Below are 17,813 nucleotides of genomic sequence, written 5' to 3'. Positions count from 1 at the left end.
TCTCCCTGGTCAGGCATGACCGCCCCCGCGGCCGACGCGGAGAGCCCCTTCGCCGCCTTCGGCCTTCCCGGCAAGCCCGGCACCGACGCGTTCTGGGCCGCGGCGCGGACGCCCCTGGCGGTCCCCGCCGACGACGGCTGGCTGACGCTGTTCCTGTGGCGCGGGTCTGCGGCCGAGCTCGACTTCGAGAGCTGGTCGGGGCCCCTCCCCCTGCGGCGGTGGGCCGCCACGGACTGCTGGTACGCCGAGGTCCCCATGCCCAAGCGGCTGCGGGTGACCTACCGCTTCCTCGTGGACGGCGAGGGCCACCCCGATCCCCTCAACCCGGCCGGGGCGGGCGGCGACCGCTCCATCGCCGCGACCCCGGACGCCCCGCCCCAGCCGCACTGGCCCGCCCTCGGCCCGGACGCCGTCCTGCCCCTCCCCGACACCCGGCTGCGCTGGAGCAGCGAGCGGCTCGGCGGGCGGCGGACCGTGCGCGTCCACCCGGTCGCGGGCGGCGGGCCGGTGGTCCTGCTGCTCGACGGGGACGACTGGCTGTACCTCCACCCGGCGATGACCGCGTTCGAGTCCGCCGTGGCCGCCGGCGAGCTGGAACCCGTCACGCTGGTCTTCCTCCCGGCCAAGGACCGGGAGGCCGAGTTCGCCTGCCGCCCCGAGCTGTGGGAGGCGGTCCGGGACGAACTGCTGCCCCTGGTGGCCGGATCCGGTGTACGGGCCGATCTGAACCGGCTGGTGGTCGCCGGGCAGAGCCTTGGCGGGCTGAGCGCGCTCTACGCGGCGCTGGAGTTCCCGGAGCTGGTCTCCCGTATCGCCTGCCAGTCGGGGTCGTTCTGGTGGGCGCCCGGCGCCGAGGGGTCGGCGGACCCGCTGGGCGGTCCTGTCGGCGGGACCGTCGCCGAACTCCTTCACCAGGGGCCGGACTTGTCCTCCCTGCGCTGCGCGTTCGACGTGGGGGAGCACGAGACACGGATGCTGCCCCACTGCGAGCTGACCGAGTCGCTCACCGAGCGGGCCGGGGCGACCGTACGGGTCTCGCGGTCCGCATCGGACCACGACCGGGCGGGCTGGCGGCAGGCCCTCCTGAGGGATGTCGCCTGGGCGCTGGGCTGAGCACCGGCGGGGGCGGCGACCCGCCCCCGGCGGTGGCTCACCGGGCCACGGCCAGGCAGTACTCCTCATCGCCCGCGAGCAGGTTGCGGTGGGTGTCCTCCGCGGTGATGACGCCCTCGTCGAGGACGAGCACCCGGTCCGCCGCGTCCAGCAGCGCCGGGCTGCTGGTGATCACGAGGGTGGTGCGGCCCCGGCGCAGCTTCGCGATGTTGCGGGCGATGAGCTGCTCGGTGACCGCGTCGACGGCGGTGGTCGGGTTGTGCAGGACCAGTACGTCGGTGTCGGCGGCCAACGCCCGTGCCAGGGAGAGCCGTTGGCGCTGCCCGCCGGAGAGGTTCGCCCCGCGGTCGCGGACCGCGTAGTCGAGCCCGTCGCGGTGGAGGGCGACGACATCGGTCAGCATGGACGCCTCGACGGCCTCGGGGAGCGTACGGCTGCTGCCCGACGGGTCGATGTTCGTCCGGAGGGTGCCGCCGAAGATCTCCGCGTCGTACGGGTTGACCAGCATGTGCTCGCGGACCGCCTCGACCGACAGCTCCGCGAGCTCCTGCCCGCCGAGCCGGACCACTCCCTCGTACGCGGGTGGCGCGGCGTTCACGGCGAGCACGGCGACGAGGTCCGCCGCCGCGCGCGGCTGGTAGGGGGCGATCGCCACGAACTCCCCGGCGGCCACGGTGAACTTGAGCCCCCGCAGGGTGCCGTGGCGGACGCCGTCGACCTCCAGGTCACCACCCGGGGCCGGTCGTTCGGGACCCGGAACCGTCACCGGCGGGGCGGAGAGCACCAGCGCCATGCGCTCGGCGGAGGCGCGGGCGATCATCACGTACTTGGGCATCTCCGAGAACATCTTCAGCGGTTCCATGATGAACTGCGCGAGGCCCACGGCCATGACCAGTTCACCGATGGAGATCCGGCCTTCGAACGCCAGCCAGCCCGCCGTCAGCGAGACGGCGGCGGCGAGGACCGCGTTGAGGGCCAGTGCGGTGCCCGCGTACGCCCCGTTCACCCGGGCGACGGTGATCGCCTGCCGCTTGGCGTCGGTGCTGACCCTGCGGTAGGAGCCGAACGCCGCGTGGTTGCCGCCGAAGCCGTGCAGCGGGCGCAGGCCGATGATGAGGTCGGCGACCTTGGCCCCGGCCCGCGCCACCTTGGCCTGCTGCTCCTGGGTGCTGGAGCCGATCCGCTTGGACATCACCGCGAGGATCGACAGGATGCCGACGGTGCCCACGATCACCAGCAGGCCGAGCCGTATGTCGGCCAGGCTCAGCGCGACCGCGGCGACGACCACCGCGACCAGGGAGCTGACCAGCAGCGGCACCACCTCGATGATGTCGGCGGTCTGGTCGGCGTCCTCGGTGGCGATGGTGAGGATTTCGCCGGACTTCAGCCCGTCCACATCATCCCTGGCCACCGGCTGGAGCCCGCAGGCGGCCACCTGGACCCGCCAGCGGTGCGCCTCGGTCGTGTTGGCCTTCTGGAGCACCCGCATGCCGAACCGCCACGACAGCGAGACCGTCGTGATGATCACGGCGAGCGAGCCGATCGACGCCCCGAGCGAGCCGAGGCTGCGGTCCTGCATCGTGTGCTCGACAATCAGCCCGAGCGCGATGGGGAACGCGGTCTCCGCCGCCTGGTACAGGCCCATGAGGACGGTGCCCGCGATCATGGCGCCGATGTTGCGGCGCAGAGCGGTCCGCAGGATGGCGGCTCCCGGGCGGGGCCGCTGCGTGTCAGATGTCATCAGGCGTGCCAGTTTTCCTCAGGCGTGTCAGTTTTCATCAAGGTGGCGGGGTTCATCAAGGTGGCGGGCAATCGCTTCCGGGGTTCGCAGGGTGAACAGATCACGGATCGTGATCACTGGACCGTACTCGCGGCGGAGCAGCCCGATCAGCCGCACCGCCAGCATGGAGTGCCCTCCGAGGGACACGAAGTCGCTCACCGCGCTCACCTCGTCGTCGTCCAGGTCCAGTGCCTCGGCGAAGAACTCGCAGACCACGGTCTCGGTCTCGGTGTCCGGTCCGCGCTCCCCCGCCGTGGTCAGCGCGCCGAGCGGCCGTGCCTCGGGCAGCGCCTTGGTGTCAGCCTTCCCGTTCACGGTCAGCGGGATGCTGTCGACCTGGGCGAAGTGGGTCGGGCGCAGGAAGTCCGGTAGTCCGGAGCTGACTTCACTGGCCACGTCCGCCAACTCGGCCCCTTCCAGGACCAGATAGGCGGCCAGTCGGTAGGCGCCGTCGACCTGCGGGTCGGGCTGGGCGACGGCGGCGACGAACCGCACCGCCGGATGGGCCGCGAACACGGCCTCCACCTCACCCAGTTCGACCCGGTGGCCGCGGATCTTGACCTGCTGGTCGGTACGGCCCAGGTAGACGATGTTGCCGTCGGGCCGGCGGATCACCAGGTCCCCGGTGCGGTACATGCGCTCGCCGGGCGCGCCGAACGGGCAGGCGACGAAGCGGTGCGCGGTCTGGGCGCTCTGGCCCAGATAGCCGCGGGCGATACCGACGCCCGCCACGTACAGCTCGCCGGGGGCCCCGTCGGGCAGCGGCCGCAGCCAGGGGTCGAGGACGTACACCTCGGTGTTGTCGATGGCCACGCCCACCACCGGGTCGAGGCATTCGAAGGTGCCGACGCCGAGGGTGTTGATGGTGTACTCGGTGGGACCGTACAGGTTGTAGCCGACCGTGCCCTCGGTCTCGGCGAGCCGCTGCCACAGGGTCGGGGTGACGGCCTCACCGCCCAGCAGCACGAGCGGGGGCCGCTGGTGCGGGTTGTCCAGCAGCCCTTCGGCGATGAGCTGCTGCGCGTAGGTCGGGGTCACGTTGATGACGTCGATCGCGTGCTCGCCGCAGTATGCGACGAGCCGGGGTGCGTCACGGCGCAACTCCTCGTCGCAGATGTGGACTTCATGGCCGTCGGCGAGCCAGAGCAGCTCCTCCCATGACATGTCGAAGGCGAACGACACGGTGTGCGCGATGCGGAAGGTCCGGTGGCCGTGCTCGGCGAGGACCGGCTCGAAGATGCGGCGCTGATGGTTGATCAGCATGTTGGTGAGACCGGCGTACTCGGTCACCACGCCCTTGGGCTTCCCGGTCGACCCGGAGGTGTAGATCGTGTACGCGGGGTGGCGCAGCCGGTCCGGATCGTCGGGGGCGAACGTCACGTACGGCTCGGCGGCCGGCAGCGGGCGGTCCAGCTCGATCAGCTCGCCGGTCAGCCGGGGCGAGACGCTGCTCACGGTGAGAATCACCTCAGGTTGCGCGTCCTCGACGATGGTCGCGATCCGCTCGTCCGGGTGGTCCAGCTCCAGCGGAACGTACGCGGCACCGACCCGCAGGACGGCGAAGAGCGCCGCGATCCAGTCGGGCGAGCGCGGGATCGCCAGGCCCACGGCCGTCTCCGGGCCGATGCCCCGTCCGGCCAGCACACCCGCCACGGCCCGGCTGCGGTCGCGGAGCTGGGCGAAGGTCATGGTCGCGCCGTCGGCGACGAGGGCGATCCGGTCGGGGTGACGGTCGGCCGCGAGGTCGAAGCGGTCGACGACGGTGTCCGTACCGATGTCCGTGCGTTCGGCGGGCTCGGGGTCCGGTCCCAGTCCGCGCAGCGCGCCCATCCGCCCCGTCGTCGAGCGGGCCACGTCCTCCAGCACCCGCAGGTAGTCGTCCAGGAGGCGACGGGCGGAGCCGGGGTCGCCGTGGCGGTGTTCCAGCTTGACGGTGAGCCGGTCGCCGGGGGTGACGACCCAGGTGTACGGGTAGTGCGTGGAGTCGTCCGCCCGGACCGAGGTGATGCCGTGGCGGGCGTTCATCGCGGCGAAGGCGTCCAGGTCCAGGAAGTTCTGTAGCACGAAGAGGTTGTCGAACAGGGTGTCGTGCCCGCTGGCCCGCTGGATCTCGCCGAGTCCGAGGTGCTCGTGGTCCATCGCCGCCACCCGGGCCGCCTGCACGGCCGACAGGTAGGCGCCGACCGTCTCCTCGGGCCGGGCCCGGGTCCACATGGGCACGGTGTTCAGCAGGACGCCGACGATGTCGCCGTGCCCTTCGCCCTCCCGGCCCGAGACGGTGACGCCGAAGACGGCGTCGGCGCGCCCGGTACGGGCCCCGAGCAGGAGGCCGAAGGCGCCGGTCAGCACCGAGTTCAGGGTGACGCCGTGGACGCGGGCGGCCTCCCGCAGCAGCTCCGTCAGCTCGGCCGAGAGCGTGTGCACGAGCGGCTCGGGCAGCTCCTCACTGAGGTCCGGGGCCGGTCCGGCGAGCAACGTAGGACCGGAGAGACCGGTCAGGTGGTCCGCCCAGAAGCGTTCCGATACGGCGGGGTCCTTGGCGGCGAGCGCCCGGGCGTACTCCTCGAAGCCCGGCACCGCCGGGGCCGCGTCCCACGGCTCGCCGGCGACGACGGCCTCGTACGCGTCGAACAGGTCGCGCAGCACGATCTCGCGGGACCAGCCGTCCCAGAGCAGCAGGTGGTAGCTGAGCAGCAGCCCGTCCCGGCCGTCCGGCAGCCGCACGACGGTCACCCGGATGAGCGGCGGCTCCCCCGGGTCGAAGCCGCGCTCCCGGTCCCGGGTGCACAGGTCGTCCACCTCGGTGTCCGTGGTCAGCTCGACCGTGCGGACGCCGACCCGGCGGCCCGCCTTGAGGAGTTGGACCGGGTTGCCGTCGTCGTCGGAGGTGAAGCCCGCGCCGACGACCGGGTGGCGGCCGATGACGTACGCCATCGCCTCGGCCAGGGCGTCGGGGTCCAGGCGCCGGTCGAAGGTGAAGTAGCTCTGCGCGACGTAGTGTCCGGCCGCGCCCGCCAACTGGGCCTGGAAGAAGAGGCCGCGCTGGAGGGGGGTGACCGGTGCGGTGCGTTCGGCGGTGGCGGAGGCGTTCCCGATCTGGGTCAGGGCTGTGAGCCAGTGGTCGGTGAGCGCGTCGGGGATGCCCGCGGCGAGGGTGAAGGCGGCGTGCAGGCTGCCGGTGGCGTCGTCGGTCCAGGCGTTGACCTCGACGGCGTACGGGCTGTTCTGCTCGCCGCCGTTGACCTGGAGGGCCTGCGACTCGCCGCCCCGGCCGAGGTAGTTGAAGAGGACCTGGGGGCGGGCGGTGAGGAGGGGGGCCGTCTGCGGGTTGAGGTAGCGGAGCCTGCCGTACGCGACGTGCCCCTCCTCGTCCGGCTGGCGGTCGGCGATCTCGCGGGCCGCCGCCACCGGGTCGGTGTGCGGGGTGAGCCGTACGGGGGCGATGGAGGTGAACCAGCCGACGGTACGGGTGTAGTCGTGGTGCTCCTGGGCCGGGACGCGGCCGTGGCGCTCCAGGTCGATCGCCAGGTCGGTGGGGGTGGGCTGGATGTGCGTCAGGGCGGTACGCAGGGCGCCGCAGAGCAGCTCGGTGAGGCCGACGCCCAGGGCGGCGGGGGCGGTGCGCGTCACGAGGTCGCTGACGTGGGGCGGGAGGACGACGGTGGTCTCGCGGAGGTCGGTGGGGCTGGGGGCCAGGGGCGGCGCCTGGAGGGTGGTGATCCAGTGTCCGAGACCGTCGGCCGACTCCGCCGACCGTACGGCGAGGGCTTCGGCGTACTCGGCGTACGGCGTCGTCGGCGGCGGGAGGGCGGATCCGCTCAGGGCAGTGGTCAGGTCGTCCAGGAGGATCAGCCAGGACACCGCGTCGACGGCGAGGTGGTGCACGGTGACGACCAGGGTGCGGCTCGCCGCCGGCCAGGAGAACGCGATGAGGTCTCCGGCCTCGGGGTCGAGCCGCCCGGCCGCCTCGTTCGCGGCGGCCGTCGGGTCGGCGGTGTCCGTGGTGACCACGGTGGCCTCGCGGGCGGGTTCGGTGCGCAGAGCCCAGACGCCGTGTTCGACGTGCAGCCGCAGCCGGAGGGCCGGGTGGGCGGCCACGACGGCGTTCGCGGCCCGCCGGATGTCGGCGAGGCCGGTTCCCTCGGCCACCACCAGCGTCCTGGCCTGGGCGAACCGGGTCAGCGTGCCGCCCAGCTCTCGTTGCCGCAGGATGATCGGCGTGAGCGGCAGCGGGCCGTCCTCGCGCCGGGTGGGCGGTGTCGGCGCGGCCTGGGGGGTACGGGTGGACAGGTGGTCGGCGAGGGCGCGCGGGGTCTTGAGGAGGAAGACGTCCCGGGGCGCGATCGGCAGGCCGAGGGCGCGGGCCCGGTTGATCAGGGTGATGGCGACGATGCTGTCGCCTCCGGCGCCGAAGAAGTCGGTGTCGGCGTCCACGGCGGTCCTGGGCAGTGTCTCGGCGAAGATGCCGACGAGGGCGGCGAGTTGGGATCCGGTGGTGGCTGCCGGGCCGTCCTGCTGCGCGTCCTCCAGCTGTGCGGCGCGCTCGGTGAGGGCCTTGCGGTCCAGCTTGCCGTTGACCGTCAGCGGCAGCACGTCGAGCGGCAGGACGCGGCCCGGGACCATGTGGACGGGCAGCTTGGCGGAGAGCAGGGCGGTGAGGTCGGCGGGCGCCTCGCCCACGATATGCGCGACGAGGTGGTCGCCGCTGTCCGCCACGGTGACGGCCACATCGACGACACCGGCCAACCCCCTGATGGCACCCTCGACTTCGCCGAGCTCAACCCGGAACCCCTTCAGCTGCACCTGGTCGTCGGCGCGGCCCGCGAACTCCAGCTCGCCGTCGAGCGTCCGGCGGGCGAGGTCCCCCGTGTGGTACATCCGGGAGCCGTCACCGGCGAACGGGTTCGCCACGAAGCGGCTCGCGGTGAGGCCGGGGCGCCCCAGGTAGCCGAGGGAGACCTGGTCGCCCGCGACGTAGATGGCACCCACCCGGCCCGGCGGCACCGGTCGGAGCCGGTCGTCGAGCAGATAGGTGGCCAGACCGGGAATCGGGCCACCTATCGGACTGATGTCGCTGGAGCGGGCGAAGTCCTCGCCCGTCAGCACCCGGTGGGTGACATGGACGGTGGTCTCGGTGATGCCGTACATGTTGACCAGCTCGGGCGCACCGGTCCCGTGCCGCTCGACCCAGCCGCGCAGCCGCCCGAGGTCCAGCGCCTCGCCGCCGAAGATGACGCGGCGCAGCTCCGGGAGCGGTTCGCCGGCGTGCAGGTCGGCCTCGATGAACTGGTGGAAGGCGGACGGGGTCTGGTTGAGAACCGTCACCCCGCGCTCACGGACCAGCCGGTGGAAGTCGACGGGCGAGCGGGTCAACGCGTAGTCGGGTACGAGCAGTTCGCCGCCGTGCACGAGGGCGCCCCACAGCTCCCAGACGGCGAAGTCGAAGGAGAAGGAGTGGAACTGGACCCAGACGTCGAGCGGCCCGAAGCCCATGTCCCGGCGGGTGTTGGCGAGGAGCGTGGCCACCGCGGAGTGCGGGACGACGACGCCCTTGGGCCGTCCGGTGGAGCCGGAGGTGTAGATGACGTACGCCGGGTCCTGCGGGCTCACCACGGGTGCGGCGGTCTGGTCGGCGGCAGGCGGGTTCTCCTCCCCCTGGACGAGGACCCGCGCCGCCACGCCCGCGCTCTCCAGCAGTCGGGTGAAGCGGTCGCGCTGGTCCCGGTCCACGAGGACGACCTGTGGGGCGGAGTCGGCGAGGATGTACTCCAGCCGTTCGTCCGGGTAGGCGAGGTCGAGCGGTACGTACGCGCCTCCGGCGGTGACGACGGCGACCAGGGCGACGACCTGCTCCAGGGAGCGCGGGACGGCGACGGCGACCCGCTGCCCGGGGCCTACGCCAGCCACGCGCAGGACGGCGGCCGACGCGTCCTTGGCGGCGGCCAGTTCGCCGTAGGTCAGGGACCGTTCGGTGCCGTCCAGGGCGCACTGGGTCACGGCCGTGGCCGCCGGGTCGCGGTGCGCGGCGGCGTCGAACAGCTCGCCCAGGGTCGTCGGCGCGTCCCGCTCCGGAAGCGGGTCCACCGCACGGGCCAGCTCGTCGACCGGGGCGTCCGGGCGGCTCAGCAGCTCGGTGAGGGTCCGGGTGAACGTGTGCAGGATGGTCTCGGCGCTCTCCCGGCGCAGCAGCTCCCCGTCGTAGATCAGGTTGAAGCGGGGGCGGCCGTCGCCGGCCCGCTCAACGACCAGCGTCAACGGGTAGTGCGGGGCACCCTCGTTGACGATGGCGGTGATGGCGAGGGTGTCGTCGGGGCCGCGCAGGGCGGCCACGTCGGTCGCGACGTCGAACACCACCAGGGTGTCGAAGAGCGAGCCCGCGCCGGCCTGCCGGCCGATCCTGGCCAGCGACACGTGCTGGTGCGCGAGCACCGCGCTCTGGTGTTCCTTCACCGCCGTGAGCAGGTCGTACGCGGTGTCGGTGGCGGCCCAACGGGCCCGCACGGGAATGGTGTTGATGAACAGGCCCACCATGTCCCGGATGCCGGGGACCTCGGCGTCGCGGCCGGAGACGGTGGAGCCGAAGACGACGTCCCGGCCGTGCAGGAGGGAGCCCAGGGTCACCGCCCACGCGCTGTGCACGGCCACGCTCACGGGGACGCCCGCCGACCGTGCGGCGATGTCGATGTCGTCGGCGGGGTCGGCCGCGATGTCGGCGAAGTGCTCGGAGGGGGTGTGGCCTTCGGCGACCAGGGAGGGGCCGGGCAGCTCCGCGAGCTCGTCGCGCCACACCCGGTCGCTCTCGTCCTGGTCCTGTTCGGCCAGCCATCGGACGTAGTCGCGGTAGCCGCCGAGCGGGTACACGGAGCCCGGCGTGTGGTACTCGGCCAGCAGAGCACGGAGCATCGACGGGACGGACCAGCCGTCGGCGATGATGTGGTGCACGGTCTGCACCAGGACGGTGCGGCCGGCTCCGGCGCGGATGAGGGTGTAGCGCATCAGGGGGCCGGTGGCGAGGTCGAACCCGGTGCGGCGGTCCCGTTCGGCGAGGTCGCGGATCTCTTCGTCGGTGATGCCGGGGCGGTCCAGTGTGGTGAAGGGCGCCCGGGTGCCGCTCTCGACGACGGAGACGACCCGGCCGTCGGCGAGCGCCGTGAAGCGGGCGGCCAGGTTGGGGTAGAGCGTGAGCAGCCGGGTGGCGGCCGCCGCGAGCCGGTCGGCGTCCACCTCGCCCTCCAGCGTGAGCAGTTGCTGCTCGACATAGCTGCCGGTGGCATCGTCGTCGAAGACCGAGTGGAAGTAGAGGCCCTCCTGCAACGGCGTCAGCGGCAGGATGTCCCGCAGCTCCGCGCTGTCCAGGTCGTCGACGTCGGCCTGGGTGAGGGGCACCAGCGGGAAGTCGCTGGGGGTGTGGCCGCCCTCCTCCAGCGCGGCGAGGGCGGACAGGGCCGTGCCGTAGTACGCACCGAGGGTGGCGATGTCCTCCTCGGTGAACACGCCTTCGGGCCAGGAGAGGGTGGTGACCAGCTCGTACGCGCCGTCGGCGCCGGGCTCGGCGATCGCGTTGAACTCCAGGGCACGCGGCAGGCGCATCCTGGGGTCGCGCTTCTCACCCAACTGGCCGGTGGCGCCCGCGAGCTGCCAGTGCCCGGCGGCGCCCGCGCCGAAGCGGCCCAGGTAGTTGAAGAGCACCTGGGGTGCGGGCGCGGTGAGTCCGGTGTCGCCGAGGTAGCGCAGGGGGCCGTAGGAGAGGCCGTTGCCCGGGACCCGGGCCAGGTCCTCCTTGACCGCCTTGAGGGCGGCGGCCAGGTAGCCGGGGTCGGTGAGGTCGGGGGCAGCGCCGGGGTCCACGGTCACCGGGAACAGGGTGGTGAACCAGCCGACCGTACGTGACAGTTCGGGTTCGAACCCGGCCGCTTCCGCCACGAACCGCCCCTCGCGGCCGTGCCCTTCCAGCTCGATGTGGGCGAAGGTCTGTTCCTGCCCCCGGTCGCGGCGCCACCGGGCGAGGGCGACGGCCAGGGCGGTGAGCAGGACGTCGTTGACGCCCGCGTGGAACTTGGCGGGGATCTCCCCGAGCAGGGCGGCCGTCTCCTCGGGGCCGGCGGAGAAGGTCCGGGCCCGCTCCCGGGCCACGGTGTCGGCCTCGGTGAGGGCGCGCCTGCCGATCGGTGCGTCCTCGCCGGGCAGGGCGCGCTGGAAGTACGTACGGTCCCCAGTGAAGGGGGCGCGCTCGAGCAGCTGGGTCCAGCGCCTGAACGACGTACCGACGGGCGGGAGTTCGACGGGGGCGCCGGTCACGTACAGCCGCCAGGCCGTGGCCAGGTCGTCCATGAGGATCCGCCAGGACACGCCGTCGATCACCACATGGTGGGCGACCAGGACGAGTTGGTGTGCGGCGCGGCGCCAGACGGCGCGGAGCATGACCCCGTTGTCGGGGTCGAGCCCTTCGGTGGCACGTTCGACGCACTCCTCCGGCGGCCCGTCGCTCTCCTGCCACCCCACGACGGACTGCCCGGCGACGGCCTGCCCGGCCTGCGGGATGTCGAAGCTCCAGCGCTCGCCGCGCACCAGCCGGGCGCGGAGCATGTCGTGGCGGTCGAGCAGGGCGGCGAGGACGGCGTCGAGCGCGTCGGGGGTCAGCTCCGGCGGGGTGTTCAGGACGACCGACTGGACGAAGCCGTCGATCGCGCCGGTGGTCTCGCCGAGCCACTGCACGATGGGCGATCCGACGACGGAGCCGGTCGGGGTGTCGGCGTGGTCGACGGTGGAGACGTCGTCGCGGCTCGCCACCGCCGCCAGCGCCCCGACGGTGCTGTGGGTGAAGATCTGGCGTGCCGTCACATGGAGGCCCGCGTCCCGCAGGGCGCTGAGCAGGGAGATCGCCAGGATGCTGTCGCCGCCGAGCTGGAAGAAATCCTGGTCGACGCCGACGCCGTCCACCCGCAGCACGGCCGCGACCGCCGCGCAGACCAGGCGCTCGTTCTCGGTGGCGGGGGCCACGAGGCCGCCGGTGGGCCGGGTGGGTTCGGGCAGGGCGGCGCGGTCGATCTTGCCGTTGGCGGTGAGCGGGAACTCCGTGAGGACGACGAGGTGGGCGGGGACCATGTACTCGACCATGTGGGCGGTGGCCCAGGCCGTGACCTCGTCGGCCGTGAGCTCCTCACCGCCGCCCGAGGGGATGACGTAACCCACCAGGTAGGTGCCGCCCGCGCTGTTCTTCCGGGCGACGACGCAGGTGTGCCGGACGCGGGGGTGCTCGGCGAGGGAGGCCTCGACGTCCTCGATCTCCAGGCGCATCCCGCGGATCTTGATCTGGTTGTCCGCCCGGCCGAGGAAGTCCAGCGACCCGTCCGGGGCGTACCGGGCCAGGTCGCCGGTCCGGTACAGCCGGGAGCCGTCGGAGGCGAAGGGGTTGGCGACGAACCGGGAGGCGGTGAGGCCGGGGGCCCCGACGTATCCGCGTCCCAGGAGGAGTCCGCCCACGTACAGTTCGCCGCCGACGCCGACCGGGACCGGGCGCAGTTCGTCGTCCAGTACGTAGAGCTGGGTGTTGGGGTTGGCCTTGCCGATCGAGGTCGACAGGCGCTCGGCCTCGCCCCGGTAGATGACGTGGGAGACGCCGATGGTCGTCTCGGCGGGGCCGTAGCCGTGGTACATGGGGATGTCGAGCCGGGTGCGGAACCGCTCGTACAGCTCCGGGGTCAGCACCTCGCCGCCGCACCAGACGTGGCGCAGGCTGTCGAGGCGGCCGGAGCCGGCCTCGATCTCCAGGAGGACGTCCAGCATGGAGGAGACCAGATAGGTGAAGGTGACGCGCTGCTCGGCGATGACGCTGAGCAGGTGGTGCGGGTCGCGTTCACCGCCGGGCCGCAGGATCACCAGCCGGCCGCCGGAGACCAGCGGCAGGAAGATCTCGTTGATGGAGATGTCGAAGGAGAGCGGCGCCTTGAACAGCGACGCGTCGTCGTGGCCGAACCGCAGGATCTCCTCCCGCTGCCACAGCAGGCGCTCGCTGATCGCCTCGTGGCGGATCATGGCGCCCTTGGGCCGGCCGGTGGAGCCGGAGGTGAAGATGACGTACGCCAGTGAGGTGGCGTGGACGTCCGCCTCGGGCGCCTCGGCCGGGTAGGAGCCGAACCCCCAGTCGCCGAGGTCGACGGCGACGGCGTCCGGCTCGGCGGCGTCGGACCCGCCCGAGCTGTTGAGCTGGAGCACGACCCCCGCGTCCTCGATGACGACGGCCCTGCGGGCGGCGGGCCACTGCGGATCGAGCGGGACGAACGCGCACCCGGCCTGGAGTACGGCGAGGAGGCCGATGACCATGTCGGCGGAGCGGCCGAGGGAGATCCCGACGACCTGTTCGGAACCGAGGCCACGTCCGGTCAGGTGGTGGGCCAACTGGGCTGATCGCTCAGATGCCTGACGGTAGGTCAGGGTGCGGTGCTCGTCGACGATCGCGACGGCGTCCGGCCGGGCGCGGGCCTGCTCACGGAACAGCTCCATGAGGGTCGGGCGGACGCGGTCGGCCCGGTTGTCGTTCCAGCGGGCCAGGGTCTCGATCCGTGCCGCGATGCTGGAGGGGCCGATCGTGCCGACGGGCCGGTCCGGGAAGCCGGCCAGGTCGTCCAGGGCGAGCTGCGCCTCGTCCGGCCGGACGCCGTCGGGGAGCGTGATGCTCAGGCCGTCGGCGCCGACCTCCCAGCCCGGGCTTCCGCCACCGCCGTTGTCGACCCAGCCGAGGACATCGGCGAACGAGGTGCCGGGGGTGAGGTCGATGCCGTCGGGGCCGGCCCCGGTCGCCCAGTACGCCAGCCCGATGGCGGACGCCTCGGCGACGGTCCGGTCGCCGTAGTCGCCGACGCGCCGGCGTACATCGGTGAAGTGGGCGGGAGAGAGCAGTACACGCGGAGCGGTCGGTTCCGTCATCGAGAACTCAGCACCCTTCCAGGCGATCAAGCCAGCCGAACCTTACTGAGGTTGCCCTAACTTCCCTCGCGCCAAGCGCGCCACAGGCGTGCGTACATGCCCCCCAGGGCCACGAGTTCCTCGTGTGTCCCCTCCTCCACCACGCGCCCCGCGTCGAGCACGGCGATCCGGTCCGCCGCCATCGCCTGGGTCAGCCGGTGGGCCACGAAGAGCGTGGTACGGCCCGCGCAGGCGGCCAGGACGGCACGCTCCAGCTCGGCGGCGCCCTCACTGCCCGCCTCGGCGGTCGACTCGTCGAGGACGACCACCGGGGAGCGGCTCAACACCAACCGCGCCAGAGCGACTTGAGCGACCTTGGTCACATCCAGGCGCTCGCCGCCCTCGCCGACCGGGGCGTGCAGTCCGCCGGGCAGCAGCTCGACCCACCCGTCGGCGCCCACGGTCCGCAGCGCGTCCATCAGCTCCTCGTCGCTCGCCTCGGGTGCGGCGAGGCGCAGATCGTCGGCGAGCGGCCCGGAGAACACGTGCGTCTCCTGGGTCAGGATGCTCACCAGGGACCGCGCCGCTGCCTCGTCGAGCCCGGCGAGGTCCCAGGAGCCGATGCGTACGGTTCCGGACTGCGGGGTCCCTGTACCGGCGATCAGCGCGGCCAGGGTCGACTTTCCGGCACCGGTCGCGCCCACCAGCGCCAGCGAACCGCCGGCCGGGATGGCCAGGTTCACGTTCCGCAGGACGGGTTCCTCGGTGTCCGGATAGCTGAACGTCAGCTCCTCCACGGTCACCGCGTACGGCACAGCCTCGGCGCGGGCGACGGACGCGTCACCCACCAGCCGCTCCTCGGCCGGCTCCCCCAGCACCCCGACCAGACGGGTGAGGCTGGCGCCGGACTTCTGCGCCTCGTCGAAGGTGAACATGATGGCGCCCAGCGGGGTGAACAGCCGGTGGAACATCAGCGGGGCGGCCGACACCTCGCCGAGCGTGGCGGCGTCGGCCTCCAGCAGGGCGTATCCCACCACCAGGATCAGGACGAGGCCGATGAACTCGGCCCGGTTCTCCCGGCCGACGAACCGGCCGAAGAACCGGAAGACCTCGATGCCGAGGTTGCGCACCCGCCACGACTCGGCGGTGACCTTCTCCCGGACGTCGCCCTCCAGGCGGTACGCCCGTACGGTGTCGATCCCGTTGAGGCCGCTGATCAGCGCCTGCGCGCGGTCGGCCTGGGCGATGCGCTGCTTGCGGTAGAGGGGGGCGGACCGGGGCAGGTACCAGCGCAGCGCGAGCGCGTACGCGGGCAGGGCGCAGGCACCCGCCAGGCCGAGCCGCCAGTCCAGGCCGAACATGCCGAGCGTGGCGATGGCCACCAGCACCCCGGCCGAGAACACCGTGGGGATGGCCTGCCGGATGCCCTTGGAGAGGACGGCCACGTCGTCACCGACCCGGGAGAGCACATCGCCCCGGCCGACCTGCTCGACGCGCGCGCTCGGCATCCCCAGCACGGCCCGTACGGCGCTCTCCCGCAGCTGCGCCAGCAGCTCCGCCCCCAGCCGCCCGATCAGGTACGTGGAGGCGGCGGTGGCCGCCGCGCCGAACAGCGCGGCCGCCCCCATCAGGACCCCGACCGTGACGAGCACCGAGCGCGATTCGCCACCGACCACCCCGTCGACCACCCGGCCCAGCAGGAGCACGGGGACCACTTGGAGGGCCGCCCCGGCCACGGTGGTGAGCACGGTGGAGAAGGTCAGCCACGGGGCGCGGCGGCAGTGTGCCGCCACCCACCCGGTGGCCTCCCTCCCCGTCGCCGTACGCAACTTCGCCGGGGCCGGGGCGGTGTCGGTGACAGTCACGCAATCGCCAGTTCTCGGTGGGGGGAGGGCGGTTCGGCCGTCATCGCTACTTGGCCGCCTTGACCAGCTCGTCGATCGCGTACGGCAGGGAGAGCAGCGTGCCCTGGGACATGGCGGCACCGATGGCCGGGCCCTCGCTGTCCAGGAGGTAGGAGACCTTGCCGTCCTTGACGGCGGGCAGGTTGGCGAAGAGCTTGAACTTCTTGAGCGCCTCCGTGTCCGCCTTGTCGTTGATGACGAAGATGCGGTCGACGTCGATCAGGTCGATGCGCTCGGGCGACAGCTCGGTGGAGAACTTGCCGTCGGCGATCTTGTCGATCTCGGTCTGGTAGCCGAAGCCGGAACCGGTGACCAGCTGCCCGCGCACATCGGTGGAGGTGAAGGGGTACACCGCGCCCTTGTACCAGGAGAGCGCGACGGCCTTCTGCTCGGCGAAGGCGGGGTTGTCCTTCTTGGCCGCGTCGAGCTTGTCCTGGATGCCCTTCACCAGCTCCTCGCCCTCGGACTCCTTGCCGAGCGCCTTGGCGATGTGGACCGCGTTGTCCTGCCACGGAGCGCTGAAGGGCTCCTTCTCAGCCTTGGTGCGGCCGACGGTGGGCGCGATCTTGGAGAGCTTGTCGTAGGCGGCCTGGTCGACCTCGGAGTAGACCGCGATGATCAGGTCCGGGCGCAGGGAGGCGATCTTCTCGTAGTTGGGGCCAGCGTCACCGTTGTTCATGATGACCTCGGGACGGGTGTCGCCCCACTTGTCCTTCACCCAGGGCCACTGGGTGTTGATGTCGGGGGTCTGGCCGACCGGGTTCGGGTACTGGTCGACCATGCCGACGGGCTTGATGCCGAAGGCCAGGATGGCCTGGTCGTCCGTGTAGCCCACCGAGACGACCCGCTTGGGGGCCTTCTCGACCTTCGTGGATCCGAACGCGTGCTCCACCGTGACCGGGAACGCGCCGGCTTCGGCGGCCGGGGCGTCGTCGTTCTTCTTCGCCTCCGTGTCGGAACCGCATCCCGCCAGAAGGCCGACGCCGAGGGTCGCGACGGAGAGTGCCGCGGCCAGCCGCCGCCACGGCCGAGCGGGCGTCGTTCGATGGAGAAGCATCCGGAATCCCTTGCTTTCGCGCTGTCCACTGCGCCCCTGAATGAGGGCGAGCAAACCCTATCTCGCCCAAGTGAGGCGAGCCTAGCCTTACTTGGAACTTTCCCGCGTTCGGATCATGTTGAGACAATCACCAAGTGCCCCTGGGCTACACCTACTTCACCCGGGCGTCGCTCACGGGTTCGAGCCGGACGTGCGTACGTCCGATCGGGACGATGAGCGGGCGGTCGCCCACCGGATCGTCGATCACCTTGGCCTGGAGCCCGAAGGCCTCGTGCAGCAGCTCGGCGTTGATCACGTCACGCGGGTGCCCCTGCGCCAGGACCGAGCCCGCCCGCATCACGATGAGGTTGTCGCTGTAGCGCGTGGCCAGGTTGAGATCGTGCAGCACCATGACCACGGTGCACCCCGACTCGTGCAGGTCGTCCACCAGGTCGAGCACGTCGATCGCGTGCGCGAGGTCCAGATAGGTGGTCGGCTCGTCCAGGAGCAGCAGGTCGGTGCCCTGGGCCAGGGTCATCGAGATCCAGACACGCTGACGCTGACCGCCGGAGAGCGAGTCGACGGGACGGTCGGCCAGGTCGGCCACTCCGGTCATGGCCAGGGCGCGCTCCACGACCTCGGCGTCGTCCGAGGACCACTGCCGCAGCCAGCTCTGGTGCGGATGGCGCCCCCGGGCGACCAGATCCCCCACGGTCAGGCCCTCGGGCGCCACGGGCGCCTGCGGCAGCAGGCCGAGCTTCTTCGCCACATCCCGGGTCCTGAGCCTGTCGATGTCCTCGCCGTCCAGCACCACCGTCCCGCTGGACGGTTTCAGCAGACGGGTCAGAGTGCGCAACAGCGTCGACTTCCCACAGCCGTTGGGGCCGATGATCGTGGTGACCACCCCCGAGGGGATCACCACGTCCAGGTCGTCGATGACCGCCCGGCCGCCGTAGCCGACCGTGACGCCCCTCGCCGCCAGCCGTGGGACGTCCTCGGCCTCGGACCGGGTCTCGGTGATGAACTGCGCGACCACAAGCACCCCTTGGGTTTAGGCTCACCTAACCTTATTACG

General features: G+C 72.2%; 6 protein-coding genes. 1 reads left to right on the top strand and 5 read right to left on the bottom strand.

The annotated features are described in order from the left end of the window. The first annotated feature begins 15 nt into the window (after positions 1-15). Positions 16-1,113, top strand: coding sequence for an alpha/beta hydrolase-fold protein (locus R2B67_RS34585; RefSeq protein WP_317824509.1), 1,098 nt, complete (start codon positions 16-18; stop codon positions 1,111-1,113). A gap of 37 nt (positions 1,114-1,150) precedes the next feature. Here R2B67_RS34585 and R2B67_RS34580 read toward each other — a convergent pair whose 3' ends face one another. From R2B67_RS34580 to R2B67_RS34560, 5 genes are all read right to left on the bottom strand, one after another. Next, a complete protein-coding gene (locus R2B67_RS34580) occupies positions 1,151-2,857 on the bottom strand; it encodes an ABC transporter ATP-binding protein (protein WP_317825041.1) in 1,707 nt (568 codons plus the stop codon). A gap of 24 nt (positions 2,858-2,881) precedes the next feature. Beyond that, the gene (locus R2B67_RS34575) at positions 2,882-13,819 is read right to left on the bottom strand and encodes a non-ribosomal peptide synthetase (protein ID WP_317824507.1); all 10,938 of its coding nucleotides are present in this window, start codon (positions 13,817-13,819) and stop codon (positions 2,882-2,884) included. Between the two features lie 56 nt (positions 13,820-13,875). Further along, positions 13,876-15,663: an ABC transporter ATP-binding protein gene (locus R2B67_RS34570; RefSeq protein ID WP_317824505.1), complete on the bottom strand. Its 1,788-nt coding sequence runs from the start codon at positions 15,661-15,663 to the stop codon at positions 13,876-13,878. 46 nt (positions 15,664-15,709) lie between these two features. Next, positions 15,710-16,759 carry an ABC transporter substrate-binding protein gene (locus R2B67_RS34565; RefSeq protein WP_317824503.1) on the bottom strand — a complete coding sequence of 350 codons (1,050 nt, stop codon included), beginning with the start codon at positions 16,757-16,759 and terminating at the stop codon, positions 15,710-15,712. A 151-nt stretch (positions 16,760-16,910) separates the two neighbouring features. Beyond that, entirely contained in the window at positions 16,911-17,774 is an 864-nt protein-coding gene (locus tag R2B67_RS34560; protein WP_317824501.1) for an ABC transporter ATP-binding protein, read from the bottom strand. Positions 17,775-17,813: the final 39 nt, after the last annotated feature.

Source organism: Streptomyces cyaneofuscatus (assembly GCF_033109485.1).
Taxonomy (GTDB): domain Bacteria; phylum Actinomycetota; class Actinomycetes; order Streptomycetales; family Streptomycetaceae; genus Streptomyces; species Streptomyces cyaneofuscatus.
This window is presented reverse-complemented; position numbering and strand designations above follow the sequence as displayed.